The organism is Streptomyces hiroshimensis (assembly GCF_014650335.1).
GTDB lineage: Bacteria > Actinomycetota > Actinomycetes > Streptomycetales > Streptomycetaceae > Streptomyces > Streptomyces hiroshimensis.
On the sequence record NZ_BMUT01000001.1, the window covers coordinates 1,167,236 to 1,185,383 of the forward strand.

An 18,148-nucleotide genomic window follows, 5' to 3' on the forward strand; every position below is an offset into this window, starting at 1 on the left:
GTGGGCCCCTTTCCGCAGACCTCCGCAGATGTCCCGCAGATCCCTCCAGGATCGCACCGGTGAGCGCGGGACGGGAGTGCGACGCGTGGTCATGGCCGGTTCGGGTGGGCCGTGCGGGTCAGGCGCCCGCGGGCGGCGGCTCGGCGCCCGGCGGGACGCCCAGCTCCCAGTCGAGCCCGTAGCGCTGGAACAGCTCGGCCCGCAGCCTCTCGAACGGCATGGGTGCGCCCGGCAGCAGGACCGCCACGACGGCGCCCATCAGCAGGGCGCGCAGCAGCGGGTAGTCCGAGTCGGGGTCGGGGGAGCCGTAGGCCGCCACCGTGTCGTGCAGCAGGTGCGCCAGGCGCTGCTGCTCGGGGCACTGGATGAAGCCCTCCGCCTGGAGGATCCCGGCCATGTGGGTGCGCATCAGCAGGGGGCGGTCCCGCGCGAGGCCCAGGATCGCGTCGATCGCCCGTGCGAGGCGCTCGCGGCCGTCCCGGGCGCACGGGGCGCGCTCCAGGCCCGCCTCGAGCTCCAGGTGCATCACCCGGTGCACCGCCGACTGCAGCAACTGCCGTTTTCCGGGGAAGTAGTACGAGACCAGGCCGCGCGCCGTGCCGGCCCGGTCGGCGATGTCGGCGAGCGTCGTCGCCTCGTACCCGCGTTCACCGACGAGCTCGACCGTGGCCTGGAGCAGCCGCTCACGGGAACGGCGGCGCATCTCCTCGTTGGCCGACGCGCTGCGCGGGGACATTCCACAACTCCTGCGTTGACTGGCTCCGGGCCAATATACTCAGGGAGGAATCCGGTGCCCTGCCCGCCCGGGCGTGGTACGGCACCGGCGTGTCGGCTGGCCTGGGCGGCGCGGGGGACCGCCCAGACCAGCGTGGCAACCGCGCCTGTCAGCCGAGCAGGCCGAGCACCGGGCGCAGAGCGGCGGGCCGCTCCCCGACCGGCAGGTGGTCCACCAGATGCACCGCACAGCCGAGCGCGGCGGCGCCCCCGTCGGCCCGGCGGTCGTCACCGACCATCAGCACCTCCCCGGGCGTCAGCCCGAGCGCCTGACAGGCCGCCAGGAAGAGCCGGGGATCGGGCTTCTGCACCCCGTGCTCGAAGGACAGCACATAGGCGTCCACGCAGGCGTCCAGGCCGTGCGTACGGAACACCGGCCGCAGGTCCCAGCCGATGTTGCTCACCACGGCCGTCCGTATCCCACGCCGCCGCAGTTCCCCGAGGACACCGGCCGCATCGGCGTACGGGCGCCAGGCCGCCGGTTCCATGTGCCGCTCGTACAGCACGTCGTACAGCTCCGGCCGGGGCAGCGGCACCTCACGCGCCATCCCCGTGTACGCGGCGCGGTGCTGCTCCGCACTGCGGTCGCGTTCGGCCCACACCGTGGCCAGGTGCGGTGGTACGGAGAGCGGGTGCCCGCCTCCCGGCAGGGCGCCCGCCTCCTCCAACCGCTCGGCGGCCCGGGCGGCTTCGGCCTCGCTCATGCGCACTCCGGTACGCTCCAGGGCCGCGGCCAGCCATGACGCGGTGGGCTCGACCCGGAAGAGCGTGCCGGAGAAGTCGAAGAGCACCCCCTTGAGCGTCATGACGCCGCCTCCGCCGTTCCTGCCTGCCGCGCTGTGGCGATTTCTCTCCGGTGCACCCCACGAAGTCCCTTCATCCGCCAAGCCTTTCGTGTCCCTGTCGCTGCGTCACCATGCCGAACAGCCCCGCCGAAACGGCCACGAGCGCCCCGCCCAGCAGCCAGCCGCCCACGACGTCCGACGCCCAGTGGACCCCCAGGTAGAGGCGGGTCAAGCCCACTCCGAGCACCGACACCGCGCCCGCCGCCGCGGCGGCACGCAGGCCTCGCGCCCGTACGCCGTGCCTCCTCAGCAGCCACACCAGGAGCCCGCACGCCACCGTCGCCGTCAGGGCGTGCCCCGAGGGGAACGCCGCGTAGTGCGCGGTCGCCACAGGATCCGGCCAGCTCGGACGAGCCCTGCCCACGGCCGCCTTGATGCCCTGCTGCAGAGCGGTGCCCAGGGCCGACGTCCCGGCGATCCAGGCGGCGAGCAGCCGGTCGCGCCGCCGCAGGAGCCACAGGACCGCCAGGGCCAGGGCGGCGCGCATCGTCCACGGGTCCCACAGCCAGTCGGAGAGCACGCGGACGAACCGGGTCCAGCCCCGGTGCTCCACGGCCACGGTGTGCAAGCCGTCCGCGACGTGCCGGTCCAGCGAGACGAGCGGCTCCCACGCGCCCGCGACCAGGGTGAGCAGGACACCGAAGACGGCCGCGAGGCCGAGACCCGTCACGACGGGCACCGAGCGGGGGAGGGACGGGGAACGGCGGAGCGCAGGCGAGGGGCGCGGAGGGGCGTGCATCAGCAGATCCTCGCGCATGGGGACCGGAGGGGCCACCACTCCTGCGGGCCGTTCCGGCCTGGACCGCGACTCGGACGGGCTCTACGGCCTGGGCCGGGGCTACGGTCCGGACGGGGCTCTTCGGCCTGGGCCGGGGCTACGGTCCGGGCGGGTGCTACGACCCGGACCAGCTCAGCGCGCTGAGCCCCGGTACGAACGTCACCAGGAGCGGCACCGCGGGCACCAGCGCCGCGACCGCCGTCAGCCGCAGCCGCCGCGCGGCCGTCAGCCTCGGCGCGGGGGCCAGGAGCCGGTGGACCCGCGTCGGCACCTGGGAGAGCTGCGTCGGGCACGGCCCGAACACCCCGCGGTCCTCGTTCAGTTCCACCAGGGCGAGCGCCGTGGTCATACGGCCGAAGCGGCGCGACGCCGAGTCGTCCGCCGCCAGCTCCACCAGGTGGTGCACCTGGTCGCGGAACGCGGCGAACACCGGGACCTGCGGGAATCCGTTGGCCAGCGCCGAGGAGACGTGCAGCAGCCAGTGGTGCCGGGCCCGGGCGTGCCCCTGCTCGTGGGCCAGCACCGCATCGAGCTGGGGGCCCTTGAGGCGGCGGAGGGCGCCGGTCGTGATCACCAGCTGCGGCGCGGCGCCGCCGGGCAGCCACCACGCATCGGGGCGGTCCCCCTCCAGCACCACGAGCCGGTCCTCGCCCGGCTCCTCGCCGGGCAGCCGGGGGGAGCGCACGAGCAGCTCCGCGCGGCGCTGCCGGCGCCGGGCCCGCGACCAGCTGATCTCGCGGGTCAGCATCGCGGCGGTCCACACGGCGCCGCTCGCCAGCGCCACGGCCAGGGGCGCGGCCCACGCACCGTAGGCGGTGAGGGCGTAGGCCTCGACCACGCCGTGCGGCGCGATCGCGAAGACATGCCCGCGCACGGCCTCCCAGGCCGCTGCGGCGCTCAGCGCCATGGCGAGCAGACAGCACAGCAGCACGGCCGCCACCGCGCACTGCCACACCCACAGGGCCACGACCGGTTCGCGGTCGGGCCAGTCGGAGCGGGTCAGCACGCGCGGGGCCATGGCCGCGACCAGTGCGCCGAGGACCAGCAGCGCGAGCGGGACCATCATGGCCGTCAGCCTATGAGCGGGGCAGCGCCCACGGGTACGGTCCGGTGTGTGAAGTGATGCATGCCACGGCCGAAGTGACGCCTTGCACGGCTGCTTGCACGGCCGCCCCCGCGGGAGGCGGGCTCAGGGTCACAGCGTCAGCAGCATCGCCAGCATGCCGATGCCCATGGACAGCCTGCAGGCATGGGTGAGATCCGGCCGGGCCGGCCACGACACCTGCCCGGCGGCCACGGTGACGGGGACGAGCACGGCCACCGTGCGGACCACGTACACGGCGAAGTACACCAGCAGCAGTCCCGTCAGCAAGGGTGTGCCGGCCGGGACATGTGCGCCCGCGGCGTGCGTGGCCCCCGCCCCCGTGTGCTCCGCGCGGCCGCCCAACGGGGTGCCCGCCATCGCGAGCGCCATATAGACCATGGCGAACGCACTCACGGCGTGGTGCAGATGGTGGGTGTCCGCGCGGCCCCGCGCCACGCCCAGCAGCGTGTGGACCCCGGCGGCTCCGAAGACGACGGCGAACAGCAGCGCGCCCCAGGGCCGGGTGTCCAGGACGGCCGGCGGCACGGCCATGGCCGCCATGCCGAGCCCCATCAGGGCGTCGCTCCCGACGGCCCGGCGCTCCCCTCCCGCTCCCTCACGCGCGCGGAGGCGCACCAGGCAGTACGCGCCCGTCGCGGCGCATACCGCGACGAGCAGCCAGCCGATCAGCGGCGGTCCGTGCACGGCACACCTCCCCGGACGCGCAGACCCACCCACGGTTGATTCCCCCGGCGGCGAGAGCACATGGGAGCGCACAGGCGCACAAGCGGAGCACTGAACGCGTGAGAGTGCGCCCGCGCACGCGCGGTGGCATGTCAGGGGCGCGCAAGGGCCCGGCGGTGTTTCTCCGGGCCCGGGTTAGTGTGCACGTGGAGCCGGAACCGTACGGAGAGGACCACAGGAACACCATGGAGACCACCAGCAGCACGGAGACGACCTTCCGGGACGCGACCGTCGACGACGTGCCCGTTCTCGTCGCGCTCGTCGAATCGGCCTACCGCGGCGACGCGAGCCGCGCCGGGTGGACGACCGAGGCGGATCTGCTGGAGGGCCAGCGCACCGACCCCGACGGCGTGAAGGCTGTGGTGACGGACCCGGACAGCCGTCTGCTCGTGGTCGAGCGCGGCGGCGAGATAGTCGCCTGCTGCCAGCTCGAACACCGGGGGACCCACGCGTACTTCGGGATGTTCGCCGTCAGCCCGGAGATGCAGGGCGGCGGGCTCGGCAAGGTCGTCATCGCGGAGGCCGAGCGGCTCGTGCGCGCCGGCTGGGGCGCGACCGAGATGCACATGACCGTGATCAAGCAGCGGGACGAGCTGATCGCCTGGTACGAGCGGCGCGGCTACCGGCGCACCGGGCGGATGAGCCCGTTCCCGTACGGCGACGAGCGCTTCGGCATCCCGCAGCGCGACGACCTCGAGTTCGAGCTGCTGATCAAGGAACTGCAGTAAAGGAGCTGCTGTAAGGGGCTCTGCTCCACGGGCAGAGCCCCTTACATCGCAGCCGGTACCGCACAGCTGGCTACCGCACAGCTGGCTACCGCACAGCTGGCTACCTCACAGCCGGCCCGCCTCCACGATCCGCCGCAGGAACTTCCGGGTGCGCTCCTGCCGCGGCGCGCCGAAGACCTCGGCGGGGGTGCCGCGCTCCAGCACCACGCCGCCGTCCAGGAAGCACACCTGGTCGGCGACGTCCCGGGCGAAGCCCATCTCGTGGGTGGCCAGGACCATCGTCATGCCGTCCTCCTTGAGGTCGCGCACGACGCCCAGCACCTCCCCGACGAGCTCGGGGTCGAGCGCTGCGGTGATCTCGTCCAGGAGCAGCAGCCGCGGCCGGCCGGCGAGCGCCCGTACGATCGCCACCCGCTGCTGCTGGCCGCCGCTGAGCCGGTCCGGGTACTCGCCGGCCTTGCCGCCCAGGCCGAGCCGGTCCAGCAGCTCCCGGGCCCGCTCCTCGGCCTCCGCGCGGGCGACGCCGTGCACCCGCCGCGGCGCCAGCGTGATGTTGTCGAGCACGGTCATGTGCGGGAAGAGGTTGTAGGCCTGGAAGACGACGCCGATGCGGCGGCGGACGGCGTCGGGGTCCACGCGCGGGTCGGTGATGTCCTCGCCGTCGAGGAGGATCGCCCCGTCGTCGATCTCCTCCAGCAGGTTGGCGCAGCGCAGGAGCGTCGACTTGCCCGATCCGGAGGCGCCGATGAGCGCGGTCACCGTGTGCGGGGCGACCTCCAGGTCCACGTCGCGCAGCACGACCGTGCCGCCGAAGGTCTTGCGGACGGCCTCCATGCGCAGCACGGGCCGCGTACCGGTGCTGCCGGCCGGGTTCGCGTCCGTCACGTCGCTCATACGATTCCTCCCTGTGCCCGCCGGCGGTCCGTCCGTGCCGTGACCCAGTCGGTGAAGCGGGTCATGGGGATGGTGAGGGCGACGAAGATGAGCCCGGCGACGACGTACGGCGTGTAGTTGAAGCTCTTGCTCGCGAGGATCTGCGCCGCGTAGACGGCGTCCACCGCGCCCGCGATCGAGACGAGGCCGGTGTCCTTCTGCAGGGACACCAGGTCGTTCAGGAGCGGCGGCACGACCCTGCGCACGGCCTGCGGCAGGATGACGTGGCGCAGGGTCTGCCGGGCGCTGAGGCCCAGCGAGCGGGCGGCGGCGCGCTGGCTGGGGTGCACGGACTCGATGCCCGCGCGGAAGACCTCGGCGACGTAGGCCGAGTACGTCAGCACGAGCGCGGTCCCGCCCAGCAGCACGGGGTCGGTCGTCACGCCCTGCAGCCGCAGGGCCGGCACGCCGAAGACGACCATCAGCAGGCAGATCACGAGCGGCAGCCCGCGGAAGAAGTCGGTGTAGGCGGTGGCGAGCGCACGCAGGGGGAAGAAGACCGGGCCGCGCAGCGTCCGGGCGACCGCTATCAGCAGCCCCAGGACGAGCACGGCCGCCCCGCAGACGGCCAGCAGGCGGAGGTTCAGCCACAGCCCGTCGAGGACTTTGGGCAGCGCCTCGCGCGCGTAGTGCCCGCTCAGAAACGTTTCACGGGTGCGTGGCCAGCCGGGGGAGTTGACGACGGCGACGAACAGGACGGCGCCCGTGATCAGCGTGCTGCACGCGGCGACGGCCGTGGCCCGGCGCGCCCGGGCGCGCTTGAAGCGCTCCCGCTCCAGGCGGCGTGCCGAGGGGGTGTAGGCGTCCTCGGCGGCCGCCTTCGCGAGGGACGGTGCGGCGCCCTCGGGGGCGGCGGCCGCTTCCCCGGAGCTCACTTGAGCACCGGGGCGTCGGCGGCCTCGGACAGCCACTTCTTCTCCAGCCGGGCGAGTGTGCCGTCCTTGCGGAGGGAGTCGACGGCGCCGGAGACGCACGAGGTGAGGCGGCTGCCCTTGTCGAGGACGAAGCCGAACTGCTCGGGCTTGTCCCCCGTGCCGGCGAACTGGCCGACGATGCGGGCGTCCTGGACCTCGGCGGAGGTGATGTAGAAGGCGGTCGGCAGGTCGACGACGATCGCCTCGACCTGGCCGTTCTTGAGCGCCGTCTTGGCGTAGTCGTTCTTCTGGAAGACGGCGGGCGCCCGGTCGGGCCGGATGACGTCGTTCACGACGTCGAGGCTGGTGGTGCCGACCTGGGCGCCGAGCTTGACGTGCTTGAGGTCGGCGGCGCTCCGGGCCTTGGCGGCGGGGGAGTCCTTCAGGGCGATGACGGCCTGGCGGACGTCGTAGTAGCCGGAGGAGAAGTCGACGGCCCGGCGGCGTTCGTCGCTGACGGAGATCTGGTTGACGTCGAGGTCGAACTTCTTGGCGCCGGGGGCGACGGCCGTGTTGAAGGGAACGGTCTGCCAGACCACGTCGGCCCGGCCGTACCCGAGCCGCTCGGCGAGGGCGTAGGCGACCGCCGACTCGAAGCCCTTGCCGCTCGCGGGGTCGTCGTCCTGGAACCAGGGCGCGTAGGCGGGCTTGTCGGTGCCGACGGTCAGCTTGCCGGGGGTCTGCGTGGCCAGCTTGTCCTTCGCGCACGCGGCTGCGGTGGGCGGTGCGGCGGAGGACTTGCCGGCGCCCGAGCCCGAGCCGGAGGAGGAACCGGTGTCGTCCTGGGGAGCACAGCCGACGGCGGCCGTGAGCAGGACGGCGAAGGAGGCGGCGAGGCGGGCCGTGCGGCGGGTGCCGGCGGGCGTGGCGGTGCGGCGCGTGGGCCGGTTGACGACGGGCATGGCGGGAGACTGGCAGCGTGATCACCACGCTGTCCAGGTCGGATCACCAACCGTCCGCATACCGGAAGACTGTTGCACTTTCATGAATTCACCGGCGGTACAGGGGTAGGCCCGGGGGACGGGGCGCCGGAGGCGGGGCGCCCGGTGGCGGGGGCGCCCCGGGGCGCCCCGGGGCGGCGCTCAGCCGGGCGGGCAGGGGAATGGCCGGATCCCGCCTAGAACAGCTCATGGGGTCTGTGGGACTGGTGTGACGGAAACGTACCCATGAGGGCGCATATGGCGGAGGGGTGCAGGAAAAACGTCGGCCCGACCGGGGGTTCGGCAGGATAATTTGTGGCCTCCCCTCTTGAGCAGGAGAAGCGCGCACAGATACGGTGTCTTAACACCAAGTTCTCCCGAGGAGGGGCAGCCATGACGGAAATCCTTGCGTCGTCGGCGATAGCGACCGACAAAACGGCCGCCGACCCGGTGATCGATCACCCCGCGTGGGCCGTGCTCAAGGACGCCGTGGAAACGATCCGGCCGTGGCAGTCCCAGGACGGTTCCATCGATCTCGCCGCCGAGGGCGCCCCACCGGGCGAGACCGTCCGGGCCCAGGTGGAGTGCGTCGCGGAGGCCGTCGAGCAGCTCTCGCCGCTCGTTCCGCACGACGCCGCCTACCACGCGGCCCTGGTCGCGGACCTGCGCCGCTGGGCCGACGCCGGCTTCGGCGTGCCGGACTTCCTCGACTCGCTGCTCGCCTTCCAGCCGGCCGCCCACCGCGAGGACGGCCGCCAGCACCTGGTCGTCTTCCCGATGTACACCCAGAACGGCAACCCCGACCGCAACTTCGAGGCCGTCGTCCTGCGCATGGTCTGGCCCGAGTGGCTCTCCGAGCTGGAGCGCACCCGCTACGACAACCCGCTCTTCCTCGGCATCACCTTCGAGGACTTCACCTCGGGCTACGACACCAACTCCGCCGTCCTCTTCCCGGAGACCATCGCCGTCCGCGAGGCACCCGAGCGCTTCACCTGGGGCGGCATCTTCTGTGACCGCGAGGCGGCCCGCTTCCGCCGCGTCACCGAGGCGGCCGTCTCCGCCCTCGGCCTGGAGCTCCCGGCCGACATCCAGGACATGATCGGCGACCAGCACCGCTGCGAGCAGGCCTTCGTCCTGTGGGACATGGTCCACGACCGCACGCACAGCCACGGCGACCTGCCCTTCGACCCCTTCATGATCAAGCAGCGGCAGCCGTTCTGGATGTACGGCCTGGAGGAGCTCCGCTGCGACCTCACCGCCTTCAAGGAGGCCGTGAAGCTGGAGGCCGAGGGCAACTCGCACGGCCGCGACGTGCAGTACGCCGTCCTCTTCGACCGGATGTTCCGCTTCCCGGTCACCGGCGACCGCGTCCGCAACTACGACGGCCTCGGCGGTCAGCTGCTCTTCGCGTACCTCCACCGGCACGACGTCGTACGCTGGACGGACAACACTCTGCACATCGACTGGGACCGCGCCCCGCAGGTCACCAACCAGCTCTGCGGCGAGATCGAGAAGCTCTACCGCGACGGCATCGACCGGCCCAAGCTGGTCCACTGGCTCGCCGCCTACGAGCTGGTCTCCACCTACCTCGCTCCGCACCCCGGCTCCGTCTGGGCCAAGGGCCCCGAGGCCCTCGACCTCGCCCAGCCGCCCCGCAAGCTCGTGGACGACGTGCTGCCGGACGAGTTCCCGCTCAGCATGTTCTACGAGGCGCTTGCCAAGAAGCTGCGTCACGTGATCGCCTCGACCAAGGGGATCACCGCGGCGAAGGCCGAGCGGGTGGCCGCGTGAGCGAGCAGACGAAGGAGACGACCATGAGCACTCCCACCAACGGCAACGGCCGGCTGGACGGCGCCGTCGTGGCTGTGGCGGGGGCCGCCGGCCCCGCAGGCCGCGCCACGCTGCTGCGACTGGCCGAGGCCGGTGCCACGGTCGTCGCGTCGGACGCGGATGCGGCCCGCCTCGCCGAGGCCGTGGACGCCGCCCGCTACGCCCACGGCGGTGCCACCGTCACCGGCGACATCGTGGACCTCCTCGACCTCGAGGCCACCCGCCAGTGGGTGGACCGCACCGAGAAGGAGTTCGGCCGCATCGACGGCCTGGTCCACCTCGTGGGCGGCTGGCGCGGCTCGGCCTCCTTCGCCGAGACCGACCTCGCCGACTGGGAGCTGCTCGAGAAGCTGCTCATCCGCACCGTGCAGCACACCTCGCTGGCCTTCGAGCCCGCCCTGCAGCGCAGCGGAAACGGCCGGTTCCTGCTCATCAGCGCGGCGGGCGCCAGCAAGCCCACCGCGGGCAACGCCGCCTACGCCGCCTCCAAGGCCGCCGCCGAGGCGTGGACGCTCGCCCTCGCCGACTCCTTCCGCAAGGCCGCGGGCGAGGAGGCGCCGTCGGCCGCCGCCGCCATTCTGATCGTCAAGGCACTGGTGCACGACGCCATGCGCGCCGAGCGCCCGAACGCGAAGTTCGCGGGCTTCACCGACGTCAAGGACCTCGCCGAGGCCATCGTCGGCGTGTGGGACAAGCCCGCCCAGGAAGTGAACGGATCCCGTCTGTGGCTGACTCCGCACGCGTGAGCACCAACCCGTCGGCCGCGACCGACGCCATACGCCGGCACGACCCCGAGGTGCGCGGCTTCGCCAGCGACAACTACGCGGGCGTGCACCCCGAGATCCTCGCGGCGCTCGCCCTCGCCAACGGCGGCCACCAGGTCGCCTACGGCGAGGACGACTACACCGCCCACCTCCAGGACGTGATGCGCGGCCACTTCGGCCCCACCGCCGAGGCGTTCCCGGTCTTCAACGGCACGGGCGCCAACGTCGTCGCCCTCCAGGCCCTGACCGAGCGCTGGGGCGCGGTGATCTGCGCCGGCACCGCGCACATCCACGTCGACGAGTGCGGTGCGCCCGAGCGCGTCGGCGGCCTGAAGCTGCTGACGGTGCCCACCGGGCACGGCAAGCTCACCCCGGAGCTGATCGACCGCGAGGCCTTCGGCTGGGACGACGAGCACCGGGCGCAGCCGCAGGTCGTCTCGATCGCCCAGACCACCGAGCTGGGCACGTGCTACACGCCCGAGGAGATCCGCGAGATCTGCGACCACGCCCACGAGCGGGGCATGAAGGTCCACCTCGACGGTTCGCGCATCGCCAACGCCGCGGCCACCCTCGGGGTCCCGCTGCGGGCCTTCACCACCGACGCGGGCGTGGACGTGCTCTCCTTCGGCGGCACGAAGAACGGCATGGTCTTCGGCGAGTGCGTCGTCGTCCTGAATCCGGACGCCGTGCGGGCGATGAAGCACCTGCGCAAGATGTCGATGCAGCTCGCCTCCAAGATGCGGTTCGTCTCGGTGCAGTTCGAGGCCCTGCTCAGCGGCGACCTGTGGCTGCGCAGCGCCTCGCACGCCAACGCCATGGCCGCGCGCCTGGCCGAGCGCGTGCGGGCCGTCGAGGGCGTGGAGGTCCTGCACCCGGTGCAGTCCAACGCCGTCTTCGCCCGCCTTCCGCACGACGTGAGCGAGCGCCTGCAGAAGCGCTACCGCTTCTACTTCTGGGACGAGGGCGCCGGCGACGTCCGCTGGATGTGCTCCTTCGACACGACCGAGGCCGATGTCGACGCCTTCGCGGCGGCCCTGGCCGAGGAGATGGGCCGCCAGTAGCGGCTCGCCTGAAAACGGCGGAAAAGACCGGAAAGGGGCACCCGGCCGCGAGTGCGGCCGAGTGCCCCTTTCCGGTCTTTACAGGGCTTTGGAGGCAGAGCCCTAGCGGCGCCGGTCCATGGCCGCCGCTTCGTGGGGCGAGGGCGCCGTGCCGCCGAGGTGGGCCGGGATCCACCAGGTGTCGTTCGCGTCCTTGGGGCGCACGGGATAGGCGCGCTGGGCCGCCTCCAGGAGGTCCTGCACCCGGGAGCGCACCCGGTCGGTGACGGTGTCCGCGTGCTCGGCGGGGTCGGCGGTCATCGGCTCGCCGACCCGTATCGCGATCGGCACGTGGTTGCGGCCCAGGTCGCGCTTGTGGCCCTTGGTCCACAGCCGCTGGGTGCCCCACAGCGCCATCGGCAGCAGCGGCACCCCGGCCTCCTGCGCGAGCCGTGCCGCGCCGGACTTGAAGTTCTTGAGCGTGAACGACGGGGAGATCGTCGCCTCCGGGAAGACCCCGATGATCTCACCGGAGCGCAGCGCCGAGAGCGCGTGCTTGTAGGCGTCCATGCCGGCCGCGCGGTCCACGGGGATGTGCTTCATCGCCCGCATCAGCGGCCCCGACACCTTGTGCCGGAAGACGGACTCCTTCGCCATGAACCGCACCAGCCGCTTGGCGGGGCGGGCGGCCAGGCCGCAGAAGACGAAGTCGAGGTAGCCGATGTGGTTGCTCACCAGGACCGCCCCGCCGCGCGCCGGGACGTGCTCGGCGCCCTGGATGTCGAAGCGCAGGTCGAGCGCCTTGAACATGGTGCGGGCGACACCGATCACCGGGGGGTAGACGAGCTCTGCCATCGGGGGAGGTTCCTTCCGGGCCTGGGGAGGGGACTCCCGGCTGAAGTGCTGCTTGTGTTGCTTGACGTACCGGCTAAGTTACGCGGCCGTAGGGTGTGGCTTCTGCCAGATCGTGCCTGAATGCCCGGCCCGGGGCCAGCGAGGACGCCCCGGCGGCCGGGAGATCCTCATCACGTAGGCCCGAAACCAGCCGGTGAGCGCGGCGGAATTTTCCCCGGTGCCCACGGCGCTGCACCTGGGGACGCATGGCCCGCAAGGGTCTAGATAAACCCGCAAGGGTCTGGAAAAAACGGGAAAGCGAGGCAGAAGGTGCGGCGCGAGGGCGACGAGGGGCTGCGGCTGGGGGCCGCCGACATCGGCGGGGAGCTGGGGGAGCGCGCCACGCTCGTGCAGTTCTCCAGTGCCTTCTGCCAGCCGTGCCGGGCGACCAGGCGGACCCTGGAGCAGGTCGCGGCCATGGTCGACGGGGTCGCCCACGTCGAGGTCGACGCGGAGGCGCACCTCGCCCTGGTGCGGGCCCTGGAGATCACCGCGACGCCCACCGTCCTCGTCCTCGACGCCGCCGGCCGCATCGTGCGCCGCGCGGCCGGGCAGCCGCGCAGGGCCGACGTCATCGCGGCGCTCGGGGCGGCGGTGTGAAGTGTCGTGATCGTGATCCCTCTCCCATCTCCGGGACCGCACTTGACGCTCCGCACCGCGAATCGTCAGTGTGACGTTATGTGGCCAGGACCGTTTCTCCACGGACGCGCGCACGTCGACCTGCTGCGGACGGCGAGCGCGTGCTGTCCGGGCGCGTGAGCACTGCGACGACCGTTCAGACCGGCTCGACCCTCCAGCAGAAGGACAGTTCCATGACGGCCACGCCCGGGCTCGGTACCTCCCTCGCCACCCCCGAACTGCTGCGCTCCGTCTTCCGCCGGCATGCCGCCGGCGTCGCCGTGATCACCGCGCAGGGCGCGCGACCGGTCGGCTTCACGGCCACCTCGCTGACCTCCGTCGCCGCGGAACCGCCCCTGGTCTCCTTCGGCGTGGGCACCGGCTCGTCCAGCTGGCCCGTGCTCGCCGAGGCGGAACACGTCGGCGTGCACATACTCGGCGAGCACCAGCGGGAGCTGGCCGGCACCTTCGCGCGCAGCGGTGCCGACCGCTTCGCCGCGCCCACGAGCTGGCGCCCCGGCCCGGAGGGCGTACCGCTGCTGGACGGTGTTCTCGCATGGCTCGTGTGCCGCGTGGTGGCCCGTGTGCCCGCCGGGGACCACCGGGTCGTGCTCGCCGAGGTCGTCGCGGGAGACTCCGCGGGGGCGGGCCGTCCGCTCGTCTACCACCAGGGGCGCTTCAACGGTCTGCGGGACTGAGACGTCCCGCGTTTCCCGCGTTGGGCAGATCACAGCCGACCGGCCTTGCGCCCCGGTGAACGGGTCGCTGTACTGACGAGTAACATTCCGTTCGAGGCGCGGCCCGCCACGGGCGGAATCCGCCCCACAAGGCGCCTATGCTGCCTGCCAAGGCAGCTACGAAGAGACGATGCAGTAGGAGAGCCGGCGTGAGCTTGAGGATCGTTGTCACTGTGAAGTACGTGCCCGACGCCACCGGCGACCGGCACTTCGCCGAAGACCTGACCGTCGACCGCGACGACGTGGACGGCCTGCTCTCGGAGCTCGACGAGTACGCGGTCGAGCAGGCGCTGCAGATCAAGGAGGCGGCCGACGGCGAAGCGGAGATCACCGTCCTGACCGTCGGCCCCGAGGACGCCAAGGACGCGCTCCGCAAGGCGCTTTCCATGGGTGCCGACAAGGCCGTCCACGTCGAGGACGACGACCTCCACGGCACCGACGCCCTCGGCACCTCGCTGGTGCTGGCCAAGGCCCTGGAGCACGTCGGCTACGACCTGGTCGTCTCCGGCATGGCCTCCACCGACGGCGGCATGGGCGTCGTCCCGGCGATGCTCGCCGAGCGCCTGGGCGTCCCGCAGGTCACCCTGCTCTCCGAGGTCAAGGTCGAGGACGGCAAGGTGACCGGCCGCCGCGACGGCGACGCCGCCAGCGAGCAGCTGGAGGCCTCCCTCCCGGCCGTCGTCTCCGTGACCGACCAGTCCGGCGAGGCCCGCTACCCGTCCTTCAAGGGCATCATGGCGGCCAAGAAGAAGCCGGTCGAGTCCCTGGACCTCTCCGACCTCGGCCTGGAGGCCGAGGAGGTCGGCCTGGAGGGCGCCTGGACCAAGGTCGACGAGGCCACGGAGCGCCCGGCCCGCACGGCCGGCACCGTCGTCAAGGACGAGGGCGAGGGCGGCAAGCAGCTCGCCGAGTTCCTCGCGGGCCAGAAGTTCATCTGAGCTCTCTGATCCCGAACGAACCGTCACCCGCCCCACTTTTTCCGCAGGAGCAACGCCATGGCTGAAGTCCTCGTCTACGTCGACCACGTGGACGGCGCCGTCCGCAAGCCCACCCTCGAACTGCTCACCCTCGCCCGCCGCATCGGCGAGCCCGTCGCCGTGCACCTGGGCGCCGGTGCCGACGCCGCGGCCGCCGTGCTCGGCGAGTACGGCGCGGTGAAGGTCCTCGCGGCCGACGCCTCCGAGTTCGCCGACTACCTCGTCGCGCCGAAGGTCGACGCGCTGGAGGCCGCGTACAACGCCGTCTCCCCGGCCGCCGTGCTGCTGCCGTCCTCCGCCGAGGGCAAGGAGATCGCGGCCCGCCTCGCGGTCCGTATCGGCTCCGGCATCATCACCGACGCCGTCGACCTGGAGGCCGGCGCCGAGGGCCCGGTGGCCACGCAGTCCGTCTTCGCGGCCTCGTACTCCACCAAGTCCCGCGTCACCAAGGGCACCCCGGTCATCACGGTCAAGCCCAACTCCGCCGCTCCGGAGGCCGCCCAGGCCGCCGGCACGGTCGAGCAGCTCGCCGTCTCCTTCGGTGAGAAGTCCACCGGCACCAAGGTCGTCTCCCGCACCCCGCGTGAGTCGACCGGCCGCCCCGAGCTGACCGAGGCCGCGATCGTGGTCTCCGGCGGCCGCGGCGTCAACGGCGCCGAGAACTTCTCGATCATCGAGGCCCTGGCCGACTCGCTCGGCGCGGCCGTCGGCGCCTCCCGTGCCGCCGTGGACGCCGGCTGGTACCCGCACACCAACCAGGTCGGCCAGACCGGCAAGTCCGTCTCGCCGCAGCTGTACATCGCGGCGGGCATCTCCGGCGCCATCCAGCACCGGGCCGGCATGCAGACCTCGAAGACCATCGTGGCCATCAACAAGGACGCCGAGGCCCCGATCTTCGACCTGGTCGACTACGGCGTGGTCGGCGACCTCTTCGAGGTCGTCCCGCAGCTGACCGACGAGGTCAAGACCCGCAAGGGCTGACCCGGCGGCACCACCGTGCCGAGGCCCCCGTACGCGACGGCGTGCGGGGGCCCCGGCATGTCCGGGAGCACCGCCAGCCGACGCCACCGGCCTGTTGACCCGCCGCCGGGACCGTCGATAGCTTCGCCCGCACGGACGATCGGTTCCGTGGGTGGGGGTGCCTCCCGGCGCAGGTCGCGGGGGCTGCGCTGAGGGGTGTGCAATGGGACAGCACCGTACGGTCGCGACGACCTTCGCGAGCGCCGTGGGGCAGCGCATCGGCGCCTCCCTCGCGGACGTCGACGCCGAGCTCGCGCGCCGTTACCCCGGCGACCCCGGCACCCGCCAGCCCGTCCACACCGTCTACGTCCCCGCCGACGTCTTCGCCGCCGACACCCTCCGCTTCTGGGGCAGCCGGGCGCTCACGGCCCTCGACGAGCACGCGCCCGACGCCACGGCCCTCGCCGCCGTCCTCGGCCTCCCCGAGGCCCTCGCGGGCTCTGTCCACGACCGCGTGCGCGCCAAGCTGCAGCGGGAGCCCGTCGAGGACCTCCGCATCGACTTCGAGGACGGCTACGGGCCGCGCCCCGACGCCGAGGAGGACGCGGCCGCCGCCCGTGCGGCACGGCTCGTGGCCCGGATGCACGAAGAGGGCACCGCGGCGCCCTTCATGGGCATCCGCATGAAGGGCATGGAGGCCGCCGTCCGGGACCGCGGCATCCGCACCCTCGACATCTTCCTCACCGGCCTGATGGAAGCGGGCGGGCTGCCCCGCGGACTGCTCCTCACCCTCCCCAAGGTCACCTATGCCGAGCAAGTGGCCGCCATGGCCGAGCTCGCCGGGGAGTTCGAGAAGGCGCGCGGGCTGGAGAGCGGCCGGATCCGCTTCGAGATACAGATCGAGACCACCCAGGCGATCCTCGGGGCCGACGGGCGCACCACCGTCGCCCGGATGATCGACGCGGCCGGCGGCCGTGCGACCTCGCTGCACTACGGCACCTTCGACTACAGCGCCTCCTGCGGCGTCGGCGCCGCGCACCAGTCGCCCGACCATCCTGTGGCCGACCACGCAAAGGCCGTCATGCAGGTGGCGGCGGCCGGCACCGGCGTCCGCGTCTCCGACGGCTCGACCAACGTCCTGCCCGTCGGGCCCACACCCCAGGTGCACGCCGCCTGGCGGCTCCACTACGGCCTCGTGCGGCGGTCGCTGACGCGCGCCTACTACCAGGGCTGGGACATGCACCCGGGCCATCTGCCCACCCGCTACGCCGCGGTGTACGCCTTCTACCGCGAGGGCCTGGAGAGCGCCGCCGCCCGCCTGGACGCCTACGTCAACCGCTCCGGCGGCGACATCCTGGACGAGCCCGCCACCGCACGGGCCCTCAGCGGCCACCTGCTGCGCGGCCTGGACTGCGGCGCCGTGGACGCGGCGGAGGTGACCGCTCTGACGGGCATGAGCCGCGACGGCCTGGAGGGGCTGGCGGGGCGAGCGGGCTGATCGTCCGCCCCGGTGACCGGCCCTCTCAGCCCTCCGCAGGGGGCAGTTCGCCCGAACCGCGGATGATCAGGCGGGTCGGCAACTCCACCCGCTGCGGCGGCTCGGCCACCCCGTCCAGCCGGCGGAACAGCCGCTCGGCGGCGGTCCGGCCCAGCCGGGCCGCGTCCTGGGCGACGACGGTGACACCGGGGGAGAGCAGGTCGGCCAGTTCGAGGTCGTCGAAGCCCACGAGGGCGACCGGGCGTTGCGAACGGGCCAGGACGCGCACGACCGTGGCCGTCACCCGGTTGTTGCCGGCGAACAGCGCGGTCACCGGCTGCGGCCCGGAGAGCATCCGCTCCGCCTCGGTGCGTACGCGCTCGGGGGCCGTGGTGCCCAGGGACACCCAGGACTCGTCCACGGGCAGGCCGGCGGCCGCCATGGCGGCGCGGTAGCCGCGCAGGCGCTCCGTGGCGGTGTGGATGCGCGGGCGGTCGCCGATGAAGCCGATGCGGCGGTGGCCGTGGGCGACGAGGTGGGCGACGCCCTCGCGGGCACCGCCGAAGCTGTCGGAGAGCACGACGTCGGCGTCCATCCGGCCGGCCGGGCGGTCGACGAAGACGGTGGCGATGCCCGCCGCTATCTCCGGTTCGAGGTAGCGGTGGTCGTCACCGGCCGGGATGATGATCAGACCGTCGACCCGGCGGGCGCAGAAGGCCAGCGCGAGCTCCCGCTCGCGCTCCGGGTCCTCCGCGCTGGAGCCGTTGATGAGCAGGGCGCCGTGGGCGCGGGCGACCTCTTCGACGGCCCGGTTGAGCGGTGCGTAGAAGGGGTCGGCGAGGTCTTCGAGGACGAGCCCGATGGAGGCGGTGCGGCCCTTGCGCAGGATGCGGGCGCTGTCGTTGCGCCGGAAGCCCAGGGCCGTGATCGCGTCCTGCACGCGCCGCTCGGTGTCGGGGGTGACGCCCGGCTCGCCGTTCACCACCCGGGAGACGGTCTTCAGGCCGACGCCGGCGCGGGCCGCCACGTCCTTCATCGTCGGGCGGGCGCCGTATCGGGGGGAAGGGCTGCGGGCGGGCTGGGCGCTGCTCGACACGGGTGCTCGTCCTTACCAGGGGCCGGTGCGGGGTG

20 protein-coding genes are annotated in these 18,148 nt (G+C 72.9%); 10 read left to right on the forward strand and 10 right to left on the reverse strand.

Annotation, left to right across the window (positions count from 1 at the left end):
* Positions 1-118: 118 nt before the first annotated feature.
* The 5 genes from IE241_RS04760 to IE241_RS04780 form a co-directional block, all read right to left on the reverse strand.
* The gene (locus IE241_RS04760) at positions 119-736 is read right to left on the reverse strand and encodes a TetR/AcrR family transcriptional regulator (protein WP_190020273.1); all 618 of its coding nucleotides are present in this window, start codon (positions 734-736) and stop codon (positions 119-121) included.
* Positions 737-884: 148 nt separating this feature from the next.
* Entirely contained in the window at positions 885-1,580 is a 696-nt protein-coding gene (locus IE241_RS04765; protein ID WP_190020274.1) for an HAD family hydrolase, read from the reverse strand.
* A 70-nt stretch (positions 1,581-1,650) separates the two neighbouring features.
* Positions 1,651-2,358: a phosphatase PAP2 family protein gene (locus IE241_RS04770; RefSeq protein ID WP_190020463.1), complete on the reverse strand. Its 708-nt coding sequence runs from the start codon at positions 2,356-2,358 to the stop codon at positions 1,651-1,653.
* Between the two features lie 154 nt (positions 2,359-2,512).
* On the reverse strand, positions 2,513-3,463 hold the full coding sequence (locus tag IE241_RS04775) for a M56 family metallopeptidase (RefSeq protein ID WP_190020275.1): 951 nt from the start codon (positions 3,461-3,463) through the stop codon (positions 2,513-2,515).
* A gap of 129 nt (positions 3,464-3,592) precedes the next feature.
* Positions 3,593-4,186 (reverse strand): DUF5134 domain-containing protein, encoded by a 594-nt coding sequence (locus IE241_RS04780; protein ID WP_190020276.1) that lies wholly within the window; start codon positions 4,184-4,186, stop codon positions 3,593-3,595.
* 224 nt (positions 4,187-4,410) lie between these two features.
* Here IE241_RS04780 and IE241_RS04785 point away from each other — a divergent pair, with 224 nt between their 5' ends.
* Entirely contained in the window at positions 4,411-4,953 is a 543-nt protein-coding gene (locus tag IE241_RS04785) for a GNAT family N-acetyltransferase (protein WP_190020277.1), read from the forward strand.
* A gap of 105 nt (positions 4,954-5,058) precedes the next feature.
* Here IE241_RS04785 and IE241_RS04790 read toward each other — a convergent pair whose 3' ends face one another.
* Genes IE241_RS04790 through IE241_RS04800 form a run of 3 tightly spaced genes read right to left on the reverse strand, consistent with a single transcriptional unit; the run spans position 5,059 to position 7,702 of the window.
* Complete coding sequence (locus tag IE241_RS04790) at positions 5,059-5,847, reverse strand: amino acid ABC transporter ATP-binding protein (RefSeq protein ID WP_190020278.1); 789 nt, start codon at positions 5,845-5,847, stop codon at positions 5,059-5,061.
* Entirely contained in the window at positions 5,844-6,761 is a 918-nt protein-coding gene (locus tag IE241_RS04795; protein WP_229898741.1) for an amino acid ABC transporter permease, read from the reverse strand. The genes IE241_RS04790 and IE241_RS04795 overlap by 4 nt, the downstream gene beginning before the upstream one ends.
* Positions 6,758-7,702, reverse strand: a complete 945-nt coding sequence (locus IE241_RS04800) for an ABC transporter substrate-binding protein (RefSeq protein WP_190020280.1) — start codon at positions 7,700-7,702, stop codon at positions 6,758-6,760. The genes IE241_RS04795 and IE241_RS04800 overlap by 4 nt, the downstream gene beginning before the upstream one ends.
* A 411-nt stretch (positions 7,703-8,113) precedes the next feature.
* Here IE241_RS04800 and IE241_RS04805 point away from each other — a divergent pair, with 411 nt between their 5' ends.
* From IE241_RS04805 to IE241_RS04815, 3 genes are read left to right on the forward strand one after another with little or no spacing between them, the layout of a single operon-like run.
* Entirely contained in the window at positions 8,114-9,511 is a 1,398-nt protein-coding gene (locus IE241_RS04805) for a DUF6421 family protein (protein WP_190020281.1), read from the forward strand.
* Positions 9,512-9,534: 23 nt separating this feature from the next.
* Positions 9,535-10,296, forward strand: coding sequence for an SDR family NAD(P)-dependent oxidoreductase (locus tag IE241_RS04810; RefSeq protein WP_190020282.1), 762 nt, complete (start codon positions 9,535-9,537; stop codon positions 10,294-10,296).
* Complete coding sequence (locus tag IE241_RS04815) at positions 10,293-11,375, forward strand: threonine aldolase family protein (RefSeq protein ID WP_229898742.1); 1,083 nt, start codon at positions 10,293-10,295, stop codon at positions 11,373-11,375. The genes IE241_RS04810 and IE241_RS04815 overlap by 4 nt, the downstream gene beginning before the upstream one ends.
* Positions 11,376-11,477: 102 nt before the next feature.
* Here the strand turns inward: IE241_RS04815 and IE241_RS04820 are convergent, their stop codons facing one another.
* Entirely contained in the window at positions 11,478-12,209 is a 732-nt protein-coding gene (locus IE241_RS04820; protein WP_190020284.1) for a lysophospholipid acyltransferase family protein, read from the reverse strand.
* A 309-nt stretch (positions 12,210-12,518) separates the two neighbouring features.
* Here IE241_RS04820 and IE241_RS04825 point away from each other — a divergent pair, with 309 nt between their 5' ends.
* The 6 genes from IE241_RS04825 to IE241_RS04845 all read left to right on the forward strand — a co-directional run bounded on the left by IE241_RS04825 (position 12,519) and on the right by IE241_RS04845 (position 17,038).
* On the forward strand, positions 12,519-12,848 hold the full coding sequence (locus IE241_RS04825) for a TlpA family protein disulfide reductase (protein ID WP_229898743.1): 330 nt from the start codon (positions 12,519-12,521) through the stop codon (positions 12,846-12,848).
* A 78-nt stretch (positions 12,849-12,926) separates the two neighbouring features.
* Positions 12,927-13,007, forward strand: a complete 81-nt coding sequence (locus IE241_RS34890) for a putative leader peptide (protein ID WP_372504660.1) — start codon at positions 12,927-12,929, stop codon at positions 13,005-13,007.
* 53 nt (positions 13,008-13,060) lie between these two features.
* On the forward strand, positions 13,061-13,564 hold the full coding sequence (locus IE241_RS04830) for a flavin reductase family protein (protein ID WP_190020285.1): 504 nt from the start codon (positions 13,061-13,063) through the stop codon (positions 13,562-13,564).
* A 188-nt stretch (positions 13,565-13,752) separates the two neighbouring features.
* Positions 13,753-14,541 carry an electron transfer flavoprotein subunit beta/FixA family protein gene (locus IE241_RS04835; RefSeq protein WP_190020286.1) on the forward strand — a complete coding sequence of 263 codons (789 nt, stop codon included), beginning with the start codon at positions 13,753-13,755 and terminating at the stop codon, positions 14,539-14,541.
* Positions 14,542-14,598: 57 nt separating this feature from the next.
* The gene (locus IE241_RS04840) at positions 14,599-15,561 is read left to right on the forward strand and encodes an electron transfer flavoprotein subunit alpha/FixB family protein (protein ID WP_190020287.1); all 963 of its coding nucleotides are present in this window, start codon (positions 14,599-14,601) and stop codon (positions 15,559-15,561) included.
* 202 nt (positions 15,562-15,763) lie between these two features.
* On the forward strand, positions 15,764-17,038 hold the full coding sequence (locus IE241_RS04845; protein WP_190020288.1) for a DUF6986 family protein: 1,275 nt from the start codon (positions 15,764-15,766) through the stop codon (positions 17,036-17,038).
* Between the two features lie 25 nt (positions 17,039-17,063).
* Here IE241_RS04845 and IE241_RS04850 read toward each other — a convergent pair whose 3' ends face one another.
* Positions 17,064-18,053 carry a LacI family DNA-binding transcriptional regulator gene (locus tag IE241_RS04850; RefSeq protein ID WP_190020465.1) on the reverse strand — a complete coding sequence of 330 codons (990 nt, stop codon included), beginning with the start codon at positions 18,051-18,053 and terminating at the stop codon, positions 17,064-17,066.
* Between the last annotated feature and the right edge of the window lie 95 nt (positions 18,054-18,148).